Origin of the sequence: Ktedonospora formicarum (assembly GCF_016587355.1) — a bacterium.
Lineage (GTDB): Bacteria > Chloroflexota > Ktedonobacteria > Ktedonobacterales > Ktedonobacteraceae > Ktedonobacter > Ktedonobacter formicarum.
Map to the genome: position 1 here is coordinate 3,654,933 of NZ_BNJF01000001.1, position 23,229 is coordinate 3,678,161.

Here is a 23,229-nt window from a genome sequence, read left to right on the forward strand (position 1 = left end):
TTTGTGACTGGGGAGACAAAGAATATGCCACGTGCCCCACTACCATCGATCATCAAAGATCGTTTGCTTTTACTTGATAGCGCGGGTAACCCGCTCTCTCATGTACTGGTTGGCTCTTCAGCCTGGTATGCCTGGCTGGATGAAGAGTTACATACATCCTTTGCCTACAAAAGCGAGTCCGGTAGTTTTACCGCGCGTCGCGAAAAGCAACGTCGCGGTTGGTACTGGTATGCTTATCGTAAGCGCGAGAACAAACTCCGTAAAGTATATCTTGGGAAGGTTGAGGAGCTTACTAGCGAGCGCCTGCGCCAAGCAGCGGTTGAGCTTGCTGGGTCGAGTGATCAGCGCACGCTCTCTCGTTCTTCGCGCGCGAATGAGACAGATGAGCTATTACAGGATGCGGGTGAGGCTCATGCTGGCGGTACGCTCAACGCGGCTGAAGAGGCGAGTGCGTTGGGTACTGAAGATGTCGGCGGTGCGGTTCTTAGCAATAAATTTTATCTGCTCGCACAACTAACATCTCTGGTTGGACGTGACCAGGAGGTGCGCGATATTGCAGCCTTACTCCGGCGTCCGGGAGTACGCCTGCTTACCCTTACTGGAACTGGTGGCATTGGCAAGACACGCCTGAGTCTTCAGGTCGCCACCGAGCTCCTTGATGATTTCGCTGATGGTGTCTACCTTGTGTTGCTGGCCGCGATTACACGACCGCAGCAGGTTTTACCTGCCGTATCCTATGCTCTGGGCTTGCGTGAAGCTGGTGAAGTAGAGCTTCTCACGCGCATGTATGCCTTCCTCAAAGAGAAGCATCTCCTGTTGATTCTGGATAATTTTGAGCAGGTGGTGGCGGCTGCTCCTGGTTTGGTCGAATTGCTCGCTCGCTGCCCCCATGTCAAAATTCTGGTTACGAGCCGGGCGGTCTTGCGCGTGCTAGGTGAGCAAGAGTATTCTGTGACTCCTCTTCCGTTGCCTACACGGGACCAATTTGATGAGCAAGTTCTGGCTGGTTATCCCTCGCTTCAGCTTTTCGTGCAACGTGCGCAAGCTGTCTTACCTGGCTTCCATCTCACGGCTGAGAATACCTCTACTGTGGCTGAAATCTGCCGCCAGGTTGATGGTTTGCCGCTGGCGATTGAATTGGCAGCGGCCCGTATAAAGGTACTCTCCCCCCAGGCCCTACTTGCTCGCCTCTCAAAGCGCCTTCAGATTTTGACCAGCACCGCGCAAGATGTGCCAGAGCGCCAGCAAACGTTGCGCAAGACATTGGATTGGAGCTATGATCTGCTTCCTGTACGTGAGCAACGCCTCTTTTTGCGCCTCTCTATCTTCGCAGGTGGCTGTACCTTACCTATGGTGGAGTATCTCTATGGACACCTGGAACAGACGTTGGGTGTGAAACAGGGAAAAGAATATCTGCTTGATGATCTTTCTTCGTTGCTTGATAAAAGCCTGCTCTCGCGCGTGGAACAGGAAGGGTTTGAAGCTCGCTATGTTATGCTAGAGGTTATTCGGGAATACGGTCTTGAGCATCTGGAGAAAGAGGACGATATAGCTGCCATTCAACATGCCTACGCCTTCTATTGGTTGAATCAGGTTATGCATTCAGAGCGTGCGATGGATAATAACCAGGCCCATGAAATGCAGAGCATTCGTCTAGAACATAAAAATATTCGCACATCCTTACTGTGGTTCGCTGAGCGGCGCCAGTGGGATCATGCGCTGAGTATCGCCAATTCTCTCTGGTGGTTCTGGTGGGCGAAAGGCTATTTGGGAGAAGGTCGGCGCACTCTTGAGTGGCTTCTCTCTTCCGCTGACAATATTTCTCCATATGTACGTGCTAAAGCACTCTGTATGACTGGACTCATGACTGCCTTACAGGGCGATTTCAAGCAAGCTATCCTTCTGGCCGAGAGCGGCTCTGAGCTATACACCTCGCTCTTACTGTCTCTAAATACTGACCAACAGGAGACAGGGAGCATAGATCAATTAAGACTAAAGTATGAATTTGGACGTGGTATAGCGCTCTGGGTGATCGGCCATGCCAGCGTGATGATGAGTAATAGCGAACGAGCGCATTCCTCGTTGGAAGAAGCAATGCAACTGCTTCAGGATAAAGGACATCGCTGGGCGAGCGCGACGGTGCTAGAGCGCATGGCTTCTCTCTATCGAGACGAAGGCGACTTCGATAAAGCTCTGGCCTTAGGCGAGGAGAGTTTGGCGATTTATCAGCAGTCGGGATCGATCTGGGGTCAGGCGCGTGCTCTCTGGATTATCGGACTTATTCATTTCTCGCGTGGAGACCTGCTTAGTAGCGCCTCGACACTCGAATCCTGTGTGCTTCATTCACGCATTGTCGGTGACCGCTTGAGTATGTCATTCGCTTTCGCCTTGCTAGGTGTGCTCAAAGGCTTGCAAGGCGACCTCTCTAACGGCTGTGAGTTTCTGGAGGAGGGATTACAACTGGCACAGGATATGGGTGACCGGCGTGGTATGTCATGGGGTTTAACTCTGCTTGGATGGACCAATGTTCTGCAAGGTCAGTATGAGAAGGCTCGTGCGCGGCAGATAGAAAGCCTGGAACTCCTGGGCGATGCGAACTACGAATATAAACCCTTTGTGAGCTATTCCCTTGAGGGATTGGCTTTGGCTGTGCTTGGTCAGGGGCATACAACCTGGGCCGTTCGCCTATGGGGTGCGGCGGCCTCTGTCCGCGCTAGCAGCACGATTATGCCCCTCATTCCCTCTACCCTCCAAATCATTATCGATGGTTTTGTACGGCAGGCACGCTCGGCACTGGGCGAAGAACATTTTCAGCAAGCCTTCTCTGAGGGGCGTACTCTCACTCCAGACCAGGTCTTGCAGGCGCAAGCCCAGACCCTTCTCTCGCAGCCACCAACCTTCCCCATTCTAAGCAAGGAAACGAATTCTGTGATGTCGGAGGCTACCGGGCTGGAAGTTTTGACGTCGCGTGAGATAGAGGTGCTTCGCCTACTGGCAATGGGCCTGACGAGCGCGCAAATCGCGGAAAAACTAGTTATTAGCATCCTGACCGTGAATACTCATGTGCGTTCAATCTATAGTAAGCTTGGCGTGACCTCGCGTAGCGCGGCCACACGCTATGCCTTCGAGCATAAACTCCTGCCTTCTGGGGACGCTTGATGCGTCCCCAGAAAGTTTTTTCTCCCCTCCTTACTCCTCCTCTATGAATTTCGCGGATGTCCTTATTTTTGAGTAGTAGTGATAAGAATGACACTTGTTATCACATACCTTGAGAATTACCTTGTTCTAGGGACGTCAAAGCGCTGTACTTTGTCTTACAATGTCATCGTCAAGTGCATAACAGTTATCGCTAGGAAGAAGAGGGGATCGTGTTCACCTTGAACAAAAGTCGTGAGCTTGAGGAGAGACCCGCCGGAGCAAGATCACAGCAGGAGCATCTCACAGTTGTTGGTTCGATGCTTCAGAGCGCTATGCCTGTGCCTGACTTTACGTTGGACTATCTGGACTTGCTTGATATGTCGGTACACCGCACCTCTTTAAGCGATTCGGCAGGCATGGTTCGCCTACTTTCCGTTATCAATTCACTTGAGAAATATACTTGTCAACAACAAACATTACAATGGGAGCGCTATAGCCAGCAACTTCCTCCTGGGGCTTGTGTCTTTACGGTCAGTATGGATCTTCCGTATGCTCAAGCATTATGGCAAAGTAAGCATGAGGTTATTCATCAGATGCTGTCAGCCTGGCGCTGCAATTCCTTTGGCCCCGCTTATGGTATCTGGCTAAAAGAGTGGCATTTACTTCAACGTTCGGTTTTCGTTATTGATCATCGCGATTGTGTCGCGTACGCCGACTATGTGGTCGAACAGACACAGGAACCAGATTATGAAATGGCCCTGGCTGCCGTCAACCGCTGTGTGAGGGCACAACGTATGGCGTATGTAAAGGATGAGTAAATGCAAAATATAGAAAAAAACGCAGAAAAAAACGCAAATACCTGTGCCTCAAAATTAGTGTATGTATCCGCACTTGCCGATGAATGCAAGCAGGAGATAAGTATGGTTGGGAAAAGTGGTGCCGTCTCTGAGGATAAAGCGAGTATCGCGCTCCTACGCTTGGCAACAACGCGCAACAATAAGCAAGCGTGGTTTGCTCTTGAGTATTGCTTTCGCCAGAAACTTATACTCTGGCTGCGCCAGCACCCACGTTCTAAGGAGGCATTGGGCCTTCAATCTGAGCAGGAGTATGTAACTCAAGCGTTTGCCCACTTCCGCCATCTAGCCGTTAGTAAGCAGATGGAGTTTCGCTCTTTGCATGCTGCCTTACGCTATCTCGCTGCCTGTTTGAACAGTGTTGTTCTGGATATGCTTCGCTCAATCAAACAAGCGAGCCAGAATGTGCAGCCGTCACGTGCGGACCTCTGGCTTGCTATAAGCCAGATCTTAAACGAGGAGCGAGAGCGCCGTTTGGCGTACCTCTTGTTTCATTGTGGCCTCAAGCCTGCTGAAGTGGTTGAGCGCTGCCCGGAGGAATTCCAGAATCTTGCCGAGGTCCAGAGCCTGCACGTTCGCATCTTGAATCATATGATAGCGACATCGTTGATCTAAATCGAACACTTTCTCGCGACGCAGACAACCTTCTTTTCTCGGGGGATGGTGTAATGAAGAGGGCCGCCTGTGCTAGTGATTTTTCACTGGTTCATGGTGGTCCTCTTTCTTTTGTGTGTAGGCAAGCCGTCTTCTCCAGGCCAAAATAGGCTATAATAGCAGCAATCACATGCTTTGATGGGAGGGATCTATGTCCGCTATTTCTCAGCGTGTCGCGCCCTTCGGCACGACGATTTTTACCGAGATTAATCAACTCGCGCAGCAACATTCAGCGCTCAATCTTGGTCAGGGGAAACCCGACTTTGATACCCCTACCGCTATTCTCGACCAGGTAGTGCAGTCCTTGCGCGCAGGCAATCTAAACCAGTATGCACCTGGTGACGGAACGCCAGCACTTCGCCAGGCCGTGGCACGACATGCCGAGCGTTTCTATCAATTGGATATTGATCCTACGCATGGCGTTATCGTAACTTCAGGCGCGACTGAGGGGATCTTCGCTTCCATTCTGGGCCTGGTTGATCCTGGGGATGAAGTCATTGTGCTGGAGCCTTTTTACGATTCCTATGTGCCAGATATTCTGATGGCACATGCTATTCCTGTCTTTGTGCCACTACACGCCCCAGATTGGCACTTTGATCCTGCGGAACTCCGTGCGGCCTTCGGGAAGAAGACTCGCGCCATCATCTTGAACACTCCACATAATCCCACCGGGCGCGTCTTCACACGCGAGGAACTTAGTTTTATCGCCGCACTATGTCACGAATATGATGTGACCGTGATCGCGGACGAGGTGTATGAGCACCTGACCTTTGGCGAAGCGTATCACATACCTATCGCTACCCTTCCTGGCATGTTTGAGCGTACTGTTACTGTCAGTAGTTCCGGTAAGCTCTTTAGTGCTACTGGCTGGAAGATTGGCTGGGTGTCAGGACCTCCTGCCTTGATTGAAGGTGTCTCACGCGCTCATCAATTCATTACCTTCTCTGTGCATCATCCTACACAGGAGGCTATCGCTTACGCGCTCAATCTTCCTACGAGCTACTACCAGGAGTTCCAGCAGTTATATACCTCCAAGCGTGCTCTGTTGATGTCAGCCCTGGATGGGGCTGGTTTCCGCTATACTGTGCCCGATGGGACATACTTTATCATGGTCGATTATACGCCCCTCTTCTCTGGTTCGGCACTTGACTTCACGCGCTATCTGATCCAGGAGGCAGGTGTGGCCTGTATCCCGCCAGGGGCGTTTTATAGTGCCGATCATGCCCATCTGGCTGATGGTTATGCCCGCCTGGCATTCTGCAAATCAGATTCTATGCTGCATGAGGTGGGTGAGCGTCTGGCTCGTCTGGCGCGAGCCTAGATCCCAGTGAGGGGTAAGCACTAGCGCTTGCGAAAGGCGTAGCGAAGGAAGAGGTGACTCTCAACTCGCTTAACGCTTAAGAGGTCGCTCCATAATGGCTGATCGGGGGCAAAATGATGTCCCATCGCGATTGATGGGCGCGTATCCCCTGGCATATGGCCTGCTAGTTGTGGAGCAAGCGTTAGAAAAAGTTCATCCAGGGAGCCATCTCTGAGAAATGTCGTGAGCATGCCAGGGCCTCCTTCCGTCAGGTAGAGCGTTCCCGACTGCTTCTCTTGGACGGCATGGAGGATGTTGGATGCGCTGATCATTCCTCCTTCGCTGGTGCATGCCTTGATCTGGACTGAAGGCGGGATCGTTTGCTTATGCAGGCGCTTTTCGCCTTCGGTCGAGGTCACTATCAGCACTGGAATTGTTCCCTCTTGGAAGAGATTCAGGCTGAGATCTAGGTTCCCGCTGGTGCTGACCAGGACATTTAAGGGACGCTCACTTTTGCCCAGAGAGCGGCGTAGCTCCTGGTATGTGTCCGCGAGATCGGGATAGATGTACTCCGCTGTCCATTTATGCGTTGGTTCCTCATGGAGCGTGCGTGAGCCTACTATAATTGCGTCCGCGATGGCACGCAATACACCCATCAGTGCCTGATCGGAAGGGTGAAAGCCGCTAATGGGTCCACCTCCCTCATGACCTGCCTCATCCAGAGAAACCACCCCATCAAGCGTAGAGACAAAATTACCAATAAGATAAGGGGGATGGCTTTCTAGTGGCATCCGGAATTCACCCAGCAATAGGTCGAGTGGAGGTGGAAGATGTAGCCTCTCTCCTCGTTCCTGATTGTAAAGCGTTTCGAACGCTAATGGTTGCTTCATGGCCGTAGATTGGTTGTGGCGAAGAATTCAGAGCGTAGTTCCGCGCTCACTTCGTATTCCCCACGCCAGGCCGTTGTACGTGTTATGGCTGAGCTCTCACGCACTCCACGCATAGCCATGCATAGGTGATTGGCCTCCAGGTATACCGCGACCCCTTGCGGTTGTAGGATCGCTTCTAATGAACTGGCGATTTGCTGGGTAATGCGTTCTTGTACAGAGAAGCGCTTGGCGAAGACACGCACCAGGCGCGTGAGTTTTGAAAGCCCTAGAATGTGCTCGTTCGCGATATAGCCAACATAGGCTTGCCCAAAGAAAGGGAAGGCATGGTGTTCGCAAAGTGAGAAGAAATGAATTGGCCCTTCAATTACCTGGCTTAAATGGCTTTTTGATCCGTTTGGATGTTCCGAGGGAAAGACCTTTATAAGATTGGGATCGCCATCATACCCTTCCGTCGCGTCAAGCATGGCTTTGAGGAAGCGCTTAGGTGTATCTTCGGTTCCTGGCGTATGGCTGTTCATTCCCAATGCTTCAAAAATCTCTGCCATGTAGCCTTCAAAGGTACGCATTTGTTCAACCGATATATGACGCTGCTTTAGTTCTATAGCATCTTCAAATTCCAAATCATCTAAGTCTATATTGAGTGTCATAAGAACCTCTTTTCGATCCGAGATTGCGTTACGCTTGATATTCTACAGCCTGTAACGTTTTGGCTGACTATTTTATTCTGGGTTACTTGCTATTCTCGTCCTCATCTCGGCCTTCCTTGTTCGCAATCTCAGTCGTTTTTACATGGATAGTAGTGGAGAATACTCCTACTAGGGCTTTGTCAATCAGGCATGCTTTATATGAAGCGCTTTTTGTGTCTGGCGATGTTTTTTCACCAGACATGAGTAGACTCTGGAATAATTTTCCAGCATACAAAGAGCGTGTGTGTATGACGCGCCTGCTCTGTTACCTGTTCTTTTTGATTATCCCATATCTGGACAAGAATAAGCCACATTGAGACATCATAAGCAATGGTAACGTGAAAGTGATTGATAGAGCATCATCCTATTCGCCTATACTGACTATCGACGCTCATCGGGATAAACACAACCTTCACTAAAGGCCCGGCCTGATTGAGAAAGGAGTGCTCGTATGATCGAACAGACTGCCTCTGCAGGATCTTTTATGCTCTTTATAGGCATGGTGGCATTTCTCGCGCTTGTCTTCACTATATGGCAATGGCAGTGGTATCGCTGGCGGCGCCAGCGTCGTACATGCGCTAAGACTCATGTGACGACTGCCAATCGGCAAGAGCGCTTATAAGTCCTATTAAAGAGACAAGAAAGCGTATGGTGGCCCTACTCCATTTGCGATAGAACTGGTCTAAAGTTTGTATCCCAGCTTATGTGGATGATAGAATGCTCATGATTTGAAGTGCTTGCAGGGCGCAAGCCGCTTCTGATCACGTGCTAAGAAGCTTTAAAATTAAGAAACATTGTGTCGGTCTTATTATCACTGTGTTTCTTCTAACAGATTGGCGTCTGAAACGTTCATCTCAGCGACATAGCATGGAGAAGGCACAAAAGGACTGAGCAGTAGATGCAGGCCGTTGTACGAGCCTCTCAGCGCTAAATAATTGGTTTCGTGTATCGCATATGAGACATCGATGTCGAAAGGTACCATAGCAGCTTCTCATAGAGAAACGCGAGGAAGTGGCTTTATGGTATTAAGTAGTGTCGTATGTTCTGATGCTTGTACTGCGTATCTAAGTATTCTGCCTTCATATGCTATCACCGCATCTACCAGTGACTCCTGAATGGGAAGGTTACACATATTAGTGTTTTTCACCATGTTAGAGTTGCCAGCGCATGGCTTAAGCGTTCGTTGGATTATACCAGTAGTACTATTCGCTTGCTGATTGCTGGACATTGCATGCTTGCTTTCGGTACATTTAAAGTGTTCGAGGGGTGAGTAAAGATGAAAAGTTAGCAAGTGCTAGTACTTTTAGAGGTAACCTTTCTTGCTATTTTCATGTCTTCAGCGACAACGACTAGTTTCGCTGTACTCTCAAACAGGGATATCATCTTGGATGATCTCTTTTTGAGGTAGTGCTCCCAAAAGAGGTCGCATTTGATTGGAGAAAGTGTGCCGTTTCTCCAGGCCTGTGACTTGACTGCCCTCAGTTTCGTCTAAGTTTTAATGCCCGGCTTAAACGATTTCTAGCCTCTGGTTTGGTCTCGCTCCTACAGGTGGCTATTAGCGTCAGTTATTCCTGGTTCTTAAATTTAAGAATGCGAATGTATTGCAGGCGCTAGTGCATAAGTCGAGCCCTCCGTACTGTTTTGTTATGAAATCTGGCACGAATATCCAGGTCTAATAATAGCAGTTGTTATGGATTTTCTACAGCCATTGTCTATTGTTATGTTTAGATCTCTTGACAAGAGATCTAAACACTGGTAAAGTTCAATTGATAGGCATACGCTTTTCATAAACGTGTCGTTGGGTATACAGGTATTGCGTGAGGGAGATCCTGTCGCCTCAAGATCTATGCCTACCTCTAAAATGAGTTTTCGCTCTTCGAATTACATGTTGAAGGTCAACCTCTACACGTCTTATACGTGTGATAATGAAGATGCATGTTGGTAAAAGACAGTTTTCCCCCTGTCTCGCCCACATCCTAGAAATACTCTTTACAAGTTTTATACAATGTTATACAATGCGTATGCAATGTTTTCTTGTGTATACGCCGTTGGCGAATGTAGCTGTGCGAGCACGTGCCCCGGAGGCTTCTCTCGTCTCTGATGTGTTTGACGCAGGCAATTTAAACAAAGGAAGTGAGTAGTTTCAATGAACAATAGTGAGCTTTTAACCGTTTCTGAAGTCGCTCGTATTCTTCGCGTAGATGACACCACCGTTCGCCGTTGGGTGAAGCAGGGGGCGCTTGAGGCTGTGGTTCTTCCTCATGTCAATGCCCGCCAGGCATATCGCATTAAGCGCGAGACTCTGAATAAGGTCCTTGGCTCAAACAGCCAGATCACTGCCTAAATTCGCATTCGTGATCTTTTTCCCCGGTCCTGCAATACCTCTCTCGTCAATTGGTATCTGGCGACCGGGGATCTATATTTTTGGGCGTATTTGGCCTAGGAGAGGCTTCTCTACGAGGTTATGGGAGATTTGCTTCTCATGCCCATTCCAGGGTTGTGAAGAACGTGAGTGTCCGCATTATGCCACAGCACTGGCGCGTCACTATACCGATAGTGACGCGCCAGTGCTGTTTTCTTGACTCTTATTTAGAGGTTTGCCAGGAGATTGTTCAACCTGTTCACAAAGTCGACGGGATCATCAAGCGTCTCGCCGCTGCTGAGAACAGACTGTTCAAAGAGCACATTTGCCCAATCCCCAAAGCGTTGCTCATCACTCTCGTTCTTCATGCGATTGATGATGGGATGTTGAGGATTGATCTCAAGAATCTGCTTGTCGTGCGGCACTTTCTGTCCGCTCGCTTCCAGCAGACGTTTCAAGCTTGGATCAATGCCATACTGATCAACGACCAGGCAGGCTGGAGAACTGGTCAGACGATGCGTAATACGCACATCCTTGACGCGTTCGCTGAGTGTACCTTTGAGACGGTCAAGGAGATCCTTGGCCTCGTCGGCTGTCTTCTGTTGCTCTTCCTTCTCCTTCTCGTCGGTAAACTTACTCAAGTCAATCTCACCCTTGGAGACTGATTGGAGCTTCTTCCCGTCGAATTCTGCCAACTCGGTACCCAGGAAATGATCTAGCGGGTCTGAGAGGAGCAAGACTTCCAGGCCCTTCTTCTTAAAGATTTCCAGGAGCGGGCTGTTTTTGGCTGCCGCGTGGCTGTCAGCGACAAGGTAGTAGATGCTGTCTTGACCATCTTTCATACGGCTAACGTATGTCTCGAGTGAGGTGTCCTGCTTCTCACCTGCTGAGAGCGTAGTAGAGAAGCGTAGCAACTTGGCAATAGTCTCACGATTGGCGCGATCCTCGAGTAGCCCCTCTTTCATCACGCGTCCAAACTCAGTCCAGAAATGCTCATACTTCTCTGGATCATTCTTCATGATATCGGAGAGCAACCCTAGAACCTTCTTGGTCGCATTGGAGCGGATCTGGTCAATCTGGCGATTCTGTTGTAAGATCTCGCGCGAAACATTAAGTGGCAGATCGTTAGAATCTATGACACCACGTATGAAGCGTAGGTAGCGCGGCATGAGCTTCTCGGCGTCATCCATAATGAAGACGCGTCGTACATAAAGCTTAATGCCATGATGATATTCGCGTGTCCATAGATCGAATGGGGCCTGCGATGGCACATATAGCAAGAGCGTATATTCCTGTGTGCCCTCCATTTTGCTATGGAAGTGGGCTAGGGGATCGGTGAAGTCGTGTGCTACATGCTGGTAAAATTCATTATACTCTTGCTCTGTGATTTCACTCTTAGGTCGTGTCCAGAGCGCGGATGCGCGATTGACAACCTCATCTTCCTGCTCTTTGCCTTCTTCAGTTGCCTCATCTTTCTGCATCAGAATAGGAAGCATAATATGATCGGAGTATTTGCGGATGATCTCGCGCAGGCGGTGACCACTGAGGAACTCATTCTCATCTGGACGTAGATGCAAGGTAATAGAGGTGCCGCGCGTTGGCTTTTCAACGTTCTCAATGCTATACTCTCCCTGCCCCTCTGACTCCCAGCGTACCCCTTCAGTTTCAGGGGCTCCAGCCCGGCGTGTAGTGAGAGTAACCTTATCCGCGACAACGAAAGTCGAATAGAAACCAACACCAAATTGTCCAATCAGATTGGCGTCCTTCTGCTTATCACCTGTCAGCGACTTAAAGAACTCGCGTGTGCCCGATTTGGCAATCGTGCCGATATGTTCGATTACTTCCTGGCGATTCATGCCGATACCATTGTCACTAATTGTAATCGTGCGCGCGTCTTTGTCGTAGGCGACATGTATCTTAAACTCGGCGTCACGCTCATAAAGCGAGGGGTCCGCAAGAGCATCAAAGCGCAGACGGTCAATGGCATCTGAAGCATTTGAGATAAGCTCTCGGAGAAATATCTCTTTATGACTGTAAAGTGAGTGGATCATGAGATCCAATAGTTGTTTGACTTCCGCTTGAAAGCCGAGATTTTCCTTATGGGTTTCTACTGACATGGAATATTTCCTCCCTTATCTGCAATGGGCGTAAGGTGGACTTTGGTCTATGGCTACCCCGCTGATGATAATATCTGGTGCACTTGGGATATACTGCCCTGTCGAATCAGACTTGCCAATGAGTCCTGGTGGCTAGATCCGTCGTTATCTGTGTAAGGCTTGAAATATGAAATGAGCCAGGCGCTCTTCCTGGCAATGGCCTTTTGCTTTATATATCATAGTTACTATTAGAAAACTGTAAGAAAAACATTAGAGTTCTGTTGGAGCTCATAATCGGGACTAAGTTCGACGTTATGTGCATACTATTGGGCTTGTAGGTTCTCTCGATGCGCTCATATGTAACAATATGCCTGCTACGGCAGTGATGTAAGAAAAAAGACCCATTTCCTTCGCCACTGACATGCAAAATTTGTTATGCTTTACTTGATACGCTATGATGTGTGCTTGTTGCAATTTACATGATGCAACGTGACCTGATGCCTTTAAAGAGCTTGAGTGAGTGAGTATTGCTGGGATGGTGGTATCGGGTTCGCGTAAACATATATGGGTTGGAGTCAGGTGGTTTTCTCTTTATTGGTGACGTAAGTGTCCTGATCGTGCAACTGCCTGCCTATCCTGATTCGTAATTATAAAGACAAAGCAGAAATAGGGAGTGCCTGGATGCCCGAACAGCAGCCATTATCAGGAATATACAGACAAGAACCTACGCTGGGAACATTGATCTATAACGCAACATCGAATTGTCTTGAACTTGAGGGTCGCGAGTTAAAGCGTGGAGAAAGTATTGAAATTCGCGTTTTTGGCTCCTGGATCCCAGGGCAAGTCTCTATAGATTCAGGTGGTTGGTACCTCTTTACCCTCGACCATGTTGGCATTCGTTTGCATTCAGGCCTGTCTGCCCGCTTAGGTGAAGCGCCAGTGGATTCTTCAGCACTCAGACCTTCGCTTGTGCCGCCACCGCATATCTTAATCGTCGATGATGACCAGGCTTTGCTGCGTGCCCTGCCTCATACTATCACTTTACGTATTCCCGGCATACAGGTTGATATCGCTAGCTCCTCTAATGAGGCGCTTCAACTCATTGAAGAGCAGAACTATGATGCCATCGTGAGCGACATTAAAATGCCTGGTACAGATGGACTCATGTTGCTGGCTAAAATACGTGATATGCAACCTGAGACACCTACGATTCTGATTACTGGTCATGGTGAACATGATCTAGCTATTCGGGCCTTGCGTGGTGGCGCATATGATTATATTCAGAAGCCAATAGATCGCGATTCGTTTATCGCAGCCTTGTTGCGGGCTATCCAGACCTGCCAGCTTCGTCGCCGTGTGGAGGAGCAGCAACTCGCACTTGAAATCCATGCCCGTTCCCTTGAAATTCAGGTGCAGCAGCGTACCAGCGAACTCTTTGAGGCCAATGCTACGAAGGATAAAGTCATTAGTCTGGTCTCACATGACCTCAGGCTTCCTGTTGCGCGCCTAAAGGAGATGACGCAACTGATCCGACGTAAACTTGATCATGCGGATGTGGCGGAACTGGTGAGCCGAGGCTTTGCCGATATCGAGTCTTCGCTTGTGCGGACTGAGGAGCTTGTTCAAGAACTTTTGCATACCTCCAACATTGATGCGGGACAATTTATTGTCCATCGCCAATCTATTGATCTGGTTGCTCTCTGTTCATCATACCTGGAAACACATGTTCAGGAACATCAGTTGCATTTGCAGTGTGATTTTCTGGGACAGCCCCTCGAGGTGAGCGTGGATGGCGCGCAAATCACACAGGTTCTACGCAATATTTTTTCGGCAGCTCATGCTCAGGCCGCCTGGAGCGATCCAGTGATACTTACGGTCCAGCAGGCAGGCCATGAAGCGATTATTACTGTACGCAATCTGGACGCGCAGGCGCGCTCAAGTATGGACCTCTATGTCTCGCGCAACATCATAGAGCGTCATGGCGGCCATCTAGAGGTCCAAAATTTTCCTGGTGATCGCTGTACCTATTTTCTCATCCTGCCTCTGCCCCTGCATTCCAGACACCAGCAGCCCGATGCCGCCGCGCTCCTTCCTCGTACCCATGCTGCCTGGTCTCTACAAGTAGACGTAGTGAAAACCAAACCTGATAATGAGCACCTATCTTCTTAAGAAGAGGTGATCTTTAAATTTTGCATCAGAAATAGCATGTGGGCTTTCTTGCTCCTTTAATCGAATTCTAAAGCGCGAAGTCCACACTATAATCGCTGTATACTGCCCCAGCCCTTGAGTTTTGATAGTATATATGGTACCTTCTCTATAGTACTACGTGCCTTTTTAAGGATCGCAGATAAATAGCCGCTTCTGCATGTATCTTTTTGTTAAAGGCACCTTTTCAACTCTCCCAGCTTTTAAGTGTGTCTATTTATTTACAAGGGGATGTAGAGCGTCAGGCAATGCCTCATATTGCCTTTGTTTCGGCCTTCAACCTCAGTGTATGGAGGTCTTTGCAAAGAGGTGTCTATGAACGATGCCATCTCTCCTCAAGATGAGGGGAACTCCGCCCCAGTCCACAACACCGACGTTGCTGAGGATCAGCACTCTACCGTCCGTGATTGGCAGCGTATTGAGCAAGATAGCGATTTTCGCGAACTCGTCCGTGCCAAGCGCAACCTGATTGTCCCTGCCACTATTTTCTTTCTGCTTTATTACTTTGCTTTCTTGATTGTGGTTGGGTACATGCCAGATATCGCTAATGCAAGTGTCTTTGGTACGATCAACGTTGCTTACCTATTCGCGCTTTCACAGTTCTTTGTTACCTGGATTCTTATGGGTATTTATGTCTGGCGCGCTGGTATCTTTGATTCGTTGGTCCAGCGTATTGTTGCGAGAGTGAGGGGAGAGAAAGAATGAACGATAAAGAGCTTCAGACCCTCATTATGTTTGGTATTATTGTCCTGGTTACGCTGGGCATTACTTTCTGGGCCTCTCGTCGCACACGCACTACAACCGATTTCTACGCCGCTGGACGTCGTATCAGTGGAGCGCAGAATGGGGTGGCTGTCGCAGGCGATTATATGTCTGCCGCTTCATTTCTGGGTATCGCTGGGCTGATCGCCTTCTTCGGCTATGATGGCTTTATGTACTCGGTAGGTTTTCTGGTTGCCTACCTGACCGTACTGTTTCTCGTTGCCGAACCCCTGCGCAATACAGGCAAGTTTACCATGGCAGATGTGCTCTCGTTCCGTTTGCGTAAGCGTTCTGTACGTACCGTAGCGGCTATTTCAACGCTTGCGGTAACATTGATCTATATGATTGCGCAGATGGTCGGAGCCGGTTCGCTGGTGAGCCTGCTGGTGCCCAGCCTGGACTATAACTTAGCGATCATTATTGTTGGCGTGCTGATGATTGTATATGTGATCTTCGGCGGTATGCTTGCTACGACGTGGGTACAAATTATCAAAGCCATTTTGCTGATGGGCGGAACACTGCTGCTCTCCATCCTGGTGTTAAGCCATTATGGTTTCTCCATTGGCAACTTCTTCGATGCCGTGCATGGTGTGGTGGGTAAGTATTGTACCAATGGTGGCACACTCAAAGATGGGCAATGTACTGCTGGCACTCTTGTGACACAGAACTATCTTATGCCAGGACTACGCTATCATGGCACCTATGGTCAGCTTGATCTCATCTCGCTGGGGTTGGCTCTGGTCCTGGGAACGGCTGGATTGCCGCATATCTTGATGCGCTTCTATACCGTGCCGACTGCGCGTTCCGCGCGCTCGTCTGTGGTCTGGGCTACTGTGATCATTGGTGTCTTTTATATTCTGACGACCTTCCTTGGCTTTGGGGCCGCGACCCTTGTGGGCAAAGCGAACATCGCGAACCAGAACCTTGCTGCCCCACTCTTGGCGGAAGCTGTAGGAGGGACCATCTTTCTGGCCTTTATTGCCGCTGTAGCCTTCGCGACTATCCTGGCTGTGGTAGCGGGCCTGACTATTGCGGGTTCCTCTGCCTTCGCGCACGATATCTGGTTGAATGTCGTGAAAGGTGGGCGCGAGGATGAGCGTGAGCAGGTGCTGGTTGCCAAGATCACTGCAGCCGGCATCGGTCTTCTGTCAATCATACTGGCAATTGCGCTACGCTATAGCAACGTGGCCTTCCTTGTTGGCCTGGCCTTTGCTGTCGCCGCCAGTGCCAACGTTCCTTCGATTATACTTTCGCTCTTCTGGCGACGCTTTAATACCGCTGGCATGGTTTCGAGCATGCTGGTAGGCTTGATTTCATCGGTCATTCTCATTATTGTGAGCCCGGCCATTATGGCGGTAGATCCGCCAGGAACAGCAGCCACTGCTGCCCACCTTATTCAGGCCAAGGCTCTCTTCCCACTTGAGAATCCCGGTGTGGTTACAATACCCCTGAGTTTCATAGTCGCGATAGTCGTTTCACTGGCAACGCGTGATGAAGCAGCACTTGAAACTTTCAGCGAAACTAATGTGCGTGCCAATCTCGGTATTGATGCTGAGGCGTAATCCCTCCTGAAAAACTTGCATGACGCTACTGCGTACAAAAAAACGTAGTAGCGTCATGTTATTTCTTCCCGCTCCAGGGAGACCCCTTTCCTATGTCTGCCTGGTAGTTCTCTGCGCGCCTCTTTTTGTGATACAGTATGCATAAGTTCTACCCCTAAAAAATGGTAGGGTGATGACCACTGTCCTACCATCTGACAATAATGCACTACGATGTGCAACTCGTAAAAGGAGTATATGGCATGCCCGAATGGAGTAGTGATCAATATAAGCCAAGTAGAGAAGACAAATTTACTTTTGGCCTCTGGACAGTAGGGAATCAGGGGCGGGACCCCTTTGGCGATTTCGTGCGCCCACCTCTCGATCCTGTAAGAAGTGTGCAAAAGCTATCTGAGTTGGGAGCCTGGGGTGTAAATTTTCATGATAATGATTTAGTGCCCTTTGGGTCCACTCTTGCTGAGAGAGATCGTATCGTTCGCGATTTTAAGCAGGCGCTCTCTGATTACGGTATGGTTGTACCAATGGCGACAACTAACCTCTTCTTTCATCCAGTCTTTAAGGATGGTGCGTTTACCGCAGTAGATCCGGCAGTTCGCGCCTATTCCCGGCAGAAAACGATGGCGGCTATTGACCTAGGAGCTGAGCTTGGCGCAACGACCTATGTCTTCTGGGGGGGACGCGAGGGTGTTGACGCGGAAGCTAGCAAAGACCCAGTGGTAGCTATCCAACGTATGCGTGATGCCATCAATTTCTTCTGTCAATATATCATTGACCAGGGCTACAATATGCGAGTTGCCCTGGAGCCGAAGCCAAATGAGCCTCGCTCCGATACCTATTTCGCGACTGTTGGACATATGTTGGGTTTTATCGCTACACTTGATCACCCTGAGATGGTAGGTGTAAACCCTGAGGTTGCGCATGAGCATATGTCAGGCCTCAACTTTGTCCATGGTATTGCCCAGGCCATTGATGCCGGAAAACTTTTCCATATTGACCTCAATGACCAGAAAGGGCCGCGCTACGACCAGGACTTCCGGTTTGGGAGTGAGAGCGTGAAAAGCATGTTCTTCCTGGTCAAATTGCTGGAAGATAAAGGTTATGATGGCCCTCGCCATTTTGACGCGCATGCATATCGCACTGAAGATGAGGAAGGCGTCTGGGACTTTGCCCTGGGTTGCATGCGTAGCTATAACCTGTTTAAAGCCAAGGCGAAGCAATTCAACGCAGACCCCGAGATTCAGGCTCTTCTTCAAGACCTCAATGGCGGCGATCAGACCTATGGAGGCTTGTTGGATGGCTACAGCGCTGAAAATGTGCAGAAACTAAAGGATGCTCAGTTTGATCTCCAGGCGTTGGCAAAACGTGGCTACCGTTATGAGAAGCTTGATCAATTGACCATTGAGCTGCTGCTAGGAGTGCGCTAAAAGATTCACTTGTATTGTGTCTTTGGTTATTCTTCCACTCCTGAATTATTGTAAATGGTTAAAGTAGTGATGCGTCTGACAGCAGATGCGTCACTACCTTGCTTTTGGCAAAGTACAGTAAGGGCTAAGAAGGTGGTTTGACCTAAAGAGCTTTCCCTGTTCTTATAGATGTTATGCTTAAGATAGAGGGTACTCATTGCCAGGGCTGCTGTTTTGCCTATGGTCATATGCCTGTGTAAGTATGTGAATTTTGAGCTGCATAAGTTGTCATCGTTCATTAATTTAGAATATCCGTGATAAAATTCCATATATTTCATTGTGAATAGAATTATTGTACAAGTTGCGAGTATGTGAATTCTTTCCCTTACTTATAAGAGTTGTGGAAATGTTCCTCATATTCTCTCGCTAAAAGCACGATCATTTTTATGTACATGAGATGCCTGATAAATGATCTAACAGACTCTTGCATTGTTTACGCGAATGCTATATAAAAAAACAGATGATTACAGGGTACTGGTCTATACATAAAAGAGTGCGTTAGAAAATAGTAACGTATTCCTCAATCATAGTGCTCTCTACAGGGAGAAAATGAGAAGTTATGGTTTCGCTATATCATAGTCAGCAGCCTGATGAGGCAACACATGACGAGACTTTACCTGTCTATTCAGTCATCGCGCCTGTCTTTAACGAAGAGGAAACGCTGCCACATTTCTATGAAACTGTTATCCATGTGATGGAGCAGTTTAAAGAAGATTTTGAGCTCGTCCTCATCAATGATGGTAGCTCAGATGGAACCTATACCTTAATGCAAGAATTGCATGCACAGGATTCGCGAGTGCGCGTTGTGAATTTTTCGCGTAACTTCGGTCATCAGATTGCCATCTCTGCCGGTCTTGATTATGCTCGTGGTCAGGCGGTCGTTATTATTGATGCCGATTTGCAAGATCCACCTGAAGTTATTCTTGAGCTTGTCAAGGCATGGAAAGAGGGCGCTGAAGTGGTATATGCGCAACGTACGCGCCGTCAAGGTGAAACCCTTTTTAAGCTCGCCACTGCTGCGGTCTTCTATCGTCTCATTGAGCGTATCACCTCGATTAAAATTCCCCGGAATACTGGTGATTTCCGCCTGCTTGACCGTCGTGTTGTGAATGTTATGATTGAGATGCGCGAACAGCACCGATTTATGCGTGGTCTTTCTGCCTGGGTAGGTTTCAAACAAGTAGTAGTGCCTTATGTACGGCATGAGCGCTTCGCTGGAACGACGAAATACCCTTTTATGAAGATGCTCAAATTCTCGCTTGATGCGATTACTAGCTTTAGCTATGTGCCGTTGAAACTCGCGACTAGCTTTGGCTTTACTCTCGCTATTATCAGTTTGATTGGAATTATTATCGCGGCTGCTCTGCGTATTTTTACTGGTGCTATTTCAGGTCAGGCCTCGACGCTTATTCTGGTACTCTTCCTGGGTGGCATCCAACTTATCTTCCTGGGTATTATAGGTGAATATCTAGGCCGTATTTATGATGAGGTGCGTAAGCGTCCCCTCTATATTGTGCATGATGTGCTTGAACAAAAGCACCCAAACTATAGAGTGCCCTTTGAAAAAGAAGAGAAGAGGTAGAGCTCTTGGCTCTACCTCTTCTCTTCTTTTTTCTTGCTTAGCGCTTGATTTTGAGGGTATTGACAAAGTTGGCGGCCAATTCCTCGTATGCCTCTGCATAATATTCCTCGACACGTCCAGCGTCACAGAGCGTTGTCAACGCTGAATCGATTGGGAGCTGTCCTAGAAGGGGGCTCCCGTCACCGAGACCAATTCTGTTGAGTTGCTGGGACCGAAGATTTCATAGCGTTCGTTCTTGGGCGTTTCAAAATATGCCATATTCTCGACGACGCCTACGATCTCACCTTTGAGCTGTTGTACCATGTTGACGCACTTCATTACGATCATGGTTGCCAGCATTTGTGGTGAGGACACAATGACCACACCGTCTAGTGGAAGGGCTTGCATGACGGTCATGGGGGCGTCTGATGTTCCAGGGGGCAGATCGACCAGGAGATAATCTAGTTGACCCCAATCTACATCGCTATAAAATTGTTTGATCGCGCTTGAAATCATTGGTCCACGCCAGACAACTGGATCGCTCTCCTTCTCGAGGAACATATTCATGGACATGACCTTGATGCCACCTTTGCTGCGCAACGGCTCAATGCCACCGCTGGCTGATTTGGTTGGCTGTCCCTTGGTTCCAAACATGCGCGCGATGCTTGGTCCGGTGATATCTCCATCGAGAATACCTACGCGTTGTCCCTGGCGTCGCAGAGAGACTGCAAGCAAGCCCGTGACAAGTGATTTGCCTACGCCACCTTTGCCGCTCATAATAGCGATGACTTGCTTGATCTTGCGCTCTGGATCAGAGCTGAGCATTGTGAGCGGTACGCCCCTTCCAACGGGGGCTTTCTTAGGAGCAACCGATGTTGGCTCGCCCTTCGCGGCAGCATTAAGATCTTGAACCAGTAGGTCAAGCTTCTCGGGGGCAAAGCGGTGTGTTCTCGCGCCTCCCGCGATACTTTCTCGCGCTCCAACAGCGCAGGCAGTGCAGGGTAAGCCGTGACCATGAAATACCTTAACTGTTGCTGGATACTTTGTCACGACATCATGAATGATCATGTCGGCAGTAATCGTTTCCGCCATTTTTTATCCTCAATAGCGGTAACAGTATATAGAACATGTCACCGCTTTTCCTTTATGCAAATGAATACAGGTCTAGATCAAAAAAGCAATTCCTACCTATTTACTCCGATTATTATAGCACACATCAATGAAACCAGCTATCTTTTCCCTCAATCCCCAGGCTATTTCATTCATCCTATTTGCCACCTGTGAGGGCAAATGAGGCGGTTTGGTGAGGTCAAGGTGGGGGGATATAACTTTCCTGCCTGTAGGCGCAGCGTTTTTGTTTGCTCAGGGCTCATTGCTTAATCCATCTGCCCTTGTCAGCGAGGAGAGTGCTAATTAGCTATGCCTGTGCTTAGCTCATGCGTACTCTGAATGCTATTGCGTCCCGCTTTGGACGGTTATTTGATTCTTCCCTCATCATTGCACGTGTTAGCGGGTTATGCTATGATGGCTGCACCAGGTAAAACGTGCGGCTAGCAGGAAACTGCAAAACAAGAAAAGGAAATAGCGATGGAGGCAGGCACCGAAAGTAGCTACTTCAAACAGGTCTATATTTTTGCCGGGCTAAGTGACGATGAGATTTTCGAACTCTCGGGTTCCGCGCGCAAACGCTCCTTCCGCTCTGGCGAAGTTATCTTTCATCGCGACGATCCCGGGCAAGTCCTGTACGTTATCAAAGAAGGAAAAGTCAAAATCTGCCTTATCAGTCCAGATGGGCAGGAGATTTCACTAGTGGTATTGGGTAAAGGAGAGTATTTCGGTGAGCAGGCTCTCCTTGATGGTTTAGGCCGCTCGGCGGACGCAGTTGCACTTGAAAAAGTTGAATGTTACACACTTCAGCGCAGTGATTTTCATAAAGCGATTCTGAAGAATCCTAAGATCGCGATTTCTGTGCTCGAAGTGCTCTCAAAGCGCTTGCGCAATACCGATCAGCAGGTTGAAGACTTGATCTTCCTGGATGTCTATGGGCGTGTTGCGAAGAAGTTGCTTGATCTTGCTGATGCGCATGGGGTACAAGTGAGTGATGGTGTACGCATCGATGTGCGTTTAACGCAGCAAGAAATTGCCTCAATGGTTGGGGCTTCACGCGAGAGCGTCAATAAAGTGCTTGGCTATTTTACTGATAAACAATATATCAGCACAGATCGCCATCGCATTACACTGCATCGAATGGCTGAACTACGACGACGCGTTTATTAAAACTCAATCTGGTCTTGTGCCTTTTGCCTGCGATAAAGAGGGGACCTTATTATATAGTGTAAGGCCCCTATTCTTGGTTTTTCCTCTATAAGCACGTATAAGCACCCCATGATTTTTATTATGTATGAGCTTCTTGTCTCACTTTTCCTGACTTCTGGTCTACTCGTTACCAATGCTCTCTGTTGACCGTCTCGTCTAGTGCTATTACTGGTCATAAGCACTGGGGCCTTAGACGAAAATCAACGCCGCTGCCGTGCTCCTCATGGGGTCGCGGCTAGAGTGAACTCCTTGTTCGAAACCTTGAGCGTGCATGCTCCTGTATGGGGGGGGCGCTCGCTATATTCCCGAGGTGGCTACAGAGAAACAACCCTCGTCCGTAAATCCCGGGGATATATGGCTAAAATAAGGAGTAACTGGGTGAGAGTATTTCCTTTGGGAGAATCTATGTCAACTTCGCAGTCACTTAGCCACTCTTTACTATCAACCTGGGGACGTTTGCGAGCTTTACTTAGTGCGATGCGTCCTAAGCAGTGGACTAAGAATGCAACGCTTTTTATTGCGATTATTTTCTCAGGTCATCTCTTTCAATTCAACGAGTTTGAGCGTACTGTGCTTGCCTTTCTCGCTTTTTGTCTGGCATCGAGTAGTATTTACCTCTTCAATGATTTGCTGGACATTGAGAAAGATCGTCAGCATCCAGTGAAATGTAAGCGCCCCCTGGCTTCGGGCCAGCTTCCTGCCTCCTGGGCTGTGGCCGCTATAGTCATAATTTTGCTGGTCTGTACCTGCTTGGTACTGGTTATTTTTACGCTACCCGTTGATGGCGCAAAGGATATCTATACAAATATTGGAGGATCCAATATCCTATTCGCGCTCTGTGTGCTTACCTACCTTGTGCTCATGGTGTGCTATGGTATCTGGCTCAAACATATCGTGCTGATTGATATTTTTGTGATTGCCTGTGGTTTTGTCATTCGGGTTATCGCTGGAGCGCTTGTCACCCCCGTTTCTATCTCGCCTTGGCTCTACATGGTGACCTGCTTGCTCTCGCTCTTTCTAGCACTGAGCAAGCGCCGCAATGAATTGGTACTCTTACAGGGCCAGGCTAGCGCTCATCGTCAAATCCTCAAAGAGTACAGCATTCCCATGCTAGACCAGATGATCACCGTTGTGGCTACCTGCACACTGATGGCGTATAGCTTGTATACCGTAGAAGCACCTACGGGTTACCACAACATCATTTTGACGGTTCCCTTTGTGTTATATGGCCTCTTTCGCTATCTCTATCTTGTCTATATGCGCAAAGATGGAGGAAGTCCTGATGAGGTCCTACTGCGTGACCGGCATATGCTCATAACCGTTGTGATGTGTACTGTGATTATTCTGGTTGTGTTCTATGCCTTACCTCACTGATGGAGCTGG

General features: G+C 48.8%; 17 protein-coding genes. 13 read left to right on the forward strand and 4 right to left on the reverse strand.

Annotated elements, in window-relative coordinates:
* Positions 1-24: 24 nt before the first annotated feature.
* The 4 genes from K3T82_RS15650 (at position 25) to K3T82_RS15665 (ending at position 5,967) form a co-directional block, all read left to right on the forward strand.
* Positions 25-3,159, forward strand: coding sequence for a LuxR C-terminal-related transcriptional regulator (locus tag K3T82_RS15650; protein WP_220194371.1), 3,135 nt, complete (start codon positions 25-27; stop codon positions 3,157-3,159).
* A 218-nt stretch (positions 3,160-3,377) separates the two neighbouring features.
* A complete protein-coding gene (locus K3T82_RS15655) occupies positions 3,378-3,956 on the forward strand; it encodes a redoxin family protein (RefSeq protein WP_220194372.1) in 579 nt (192 codons plus the stop codon).
* A 102-nt stretch (positions 3,957-4,058) separates the two neighbouring features.
* Positions 4,059-4,607 carry a hypothetical protein gene (locus tag K3T82_RS15660; RefSeq protein WP_220194373.1) on the forward strand — a complete coding sequence of 183 codons (549 nt, stop codon included), beginning with the start codon at positions 4,059-4,061 and terminating at the stop codon, positions 4,605-4,607.
* 190 nt (positions 4,608-4,797) lie between these two features.
* Entirely contained in the window at positions 4,798-5,967 is a 1,170-nt protein-coding gene (locus tag K3T82_RS15665) for an aminotransferase class I/II-fold pyridoxal phosphate-dependent enzyme (RefSeq protein ID WP_220194374.1), read from the forward strand.
* A 20-nt stretch (positions 5,968-5,987) separates the two neighbouring features.
* Here the strand turns inward: K3T82_RS15665 and K3T82_RS15670 are convergent, their stop codons facing one another.
* Positions 5,988-6,836 (reverse strand): RibD family protein, encoded by an 849-nt coding sequence (locus tag K3T82_RS15670; protein WP_220194375.1) that lies wholly within the window; start codon positions 6,834-6,836, stop codon positions 5,988-5,990.
* Entirely contained in the window at positions 6,833-7,483 is a 651-nt protein-coding gene (folE, locus tag K3T82_RS15675) for a GTP cyclohydrolase I (protein ID WP_220194376.1), read from the reverse strand. The genes K3T82_RS15670 and folE overlap by 4 nt, the downstream gene beginning before the upstream one ends.
* Positions 7,484-7,973: 490 nt before the next feature.
* Between folE and K3T82_RS15680 the strand changes: the two genes are divergently transcribed.
* Positions 7,974-8,144, forward strand: a complete 171-nt coding sequence (locus K3T82_RS15680) for a hypothetical protein (RefSeq protein WP_220194377.1) — start codon at positions 7,974-7,976, stop codon at positions 8,142-8,144.
* A gap of 1,524 nt (positions 8,145-9,668) precedes the next feature.
* Positions 9,669-9,866 carry a helix-turn-helix domain-containing protein gene (locus tag K3T82_RS15685; RefSeq protein ID WP_220194378.1) on the forward strand — a complete coding sequence of 66 codons (198 nt, stop codon included), beginning with the start codon at positions 9,669-9,671 and terminating at the stop codon, positions 9,864-9,866.
* Positions 9,867-10,111: 245 nt separating this feature from the next.
* Here K3T82_RS15685 and htpG read toward each other — a convergent pair whose 3' ends face one another.
* Positions 10,112-12,001: a molecular chaperone HtpG gene (gene htpG / locus K3T82_RS15690; RefSeq protein WP_220194379.1), complete on the reverse strand. Its 1,890-nt coding sequence runs from the start codon at positions 11,999-12,001 to the stop codon at positions 10,112-10,114.
* Between the two features lie 660 nt (positions 12,002-12,661).
* Between htpG and K3T82_RS15695 the strand changes: the two genes are divergently transcribed.
* The 5 genes from K3T82_RS15695 to K3T82_RS15715 all read left to right on the forward strand — a co-directional run bounded on the left by K3T82_RS15695 (position 12,662) and on the right by K3T82_RS15715 (position 19,551).
* Positions 12,662-14,149, forward strand: a complete 1,488-nt coding sequence (locus tag K3T82_RS15695; protein WP_220194380.1) for a response regulator — start codon at positions 12,662-12,664, stop codon at positions 14,147-14,149.
* A gap of 351 nt (positions 14,150-14,500) precedes the next feature.
* Positions 14,501-14,890 carry a DUF485 domain-containing protein gene (locus tag K3T82_RS15700; RefSeq protein ID WP_220194381.1) on the forward strand — a complete coding sequence of 130 codons (390 nt, stop codon included), beginning with the start codon at positions 14,501-14,503 and terminating at the stop codon, positions 14,888-14,890.
* Entirely contained in the window at positions 14,887-16,509 is a 1,623-nt protein-coding gene (locus K3T82_RS15705) for a solute symporter family protein (RefSeq protein WP_220194382.1), read from the forward strand. The genes K3T82_RS15700 and K3T82_RS15705 overlap by 4 nt, the downstream gene beginning before the upstream one ends.
* Positions 16,510-16,748: 239 nt before the next feature.
* Positions 16,749-17,930 (forward strand): xylose isomerase, encoded by a 1,182-nt coding sequence (gene xylA, locus K3T82_RS15710; protein ID WP_220194383.1) that lies wholly within the window; start codon positions 16,749-16,751, stop codon positions 17,928-17,930.
* A gap of 598 nt (positions 17,931-18,528) precedes the next feature.
* Positions 18,529-19,551, forward strand: coding sequence for a glycosyltransferase family 2 protein (locus K3T82_RS15715; protein ID WP_220194384.1), 1,023 nt, complete (start codon positions 18,529-18,531; stop codon positions 19,549-19,551).
* Positions 19,552-19,713: 162 nt separating this feature from the next.
* Here the strand turns inward: K3T82_RS15715 and K3T82_RS15720 are convergent, their stop codons facing one another.
* Complete coding sequence (locus tag K3T82_RS15720; RefSeq protein WP_220194385.1) at positions 19,714-20,622, reverse strand: P-loop NTPase; 909 nt, start codon at positions 20,620-20,622, stop codon at positions 19,714-19,716.
* 495 nt (positions 20,623-21,117) lie between these two features.
* Here K3T82_RS15720 and K3T82_RS15725 point away from each other — a divergent pair, with 495 nt between their 5' ends.
* Together K3T82_RS15725 and K3T82_RS15730 are read left to right on the forward strand one after the other, a co-directional pair.
* Entirely contained in the window at positions 21,118-21,807 is a 690-nt protein-coding gene (locus K3T82_RS15725) for a Crp/Fnr family transcriptional regulator (protein ID WP_220194386.1), read from the forward strand.
* A 444-nt stretch (positions 21,808-22,251) separates the two neighbouring features.
* Entirely contained in the window at positions 22,252-23,220 is a 969-nt protein-coding gene (locus tag K3T82_RS15730) for a decaprenyl-phosphate phosphoribosyltransferase (protein ID WP_220194387.1), read from the forward strand.
* The last annotated feature ends 9 nt before the right edge of the window (positions 23,221-23,229 follow it).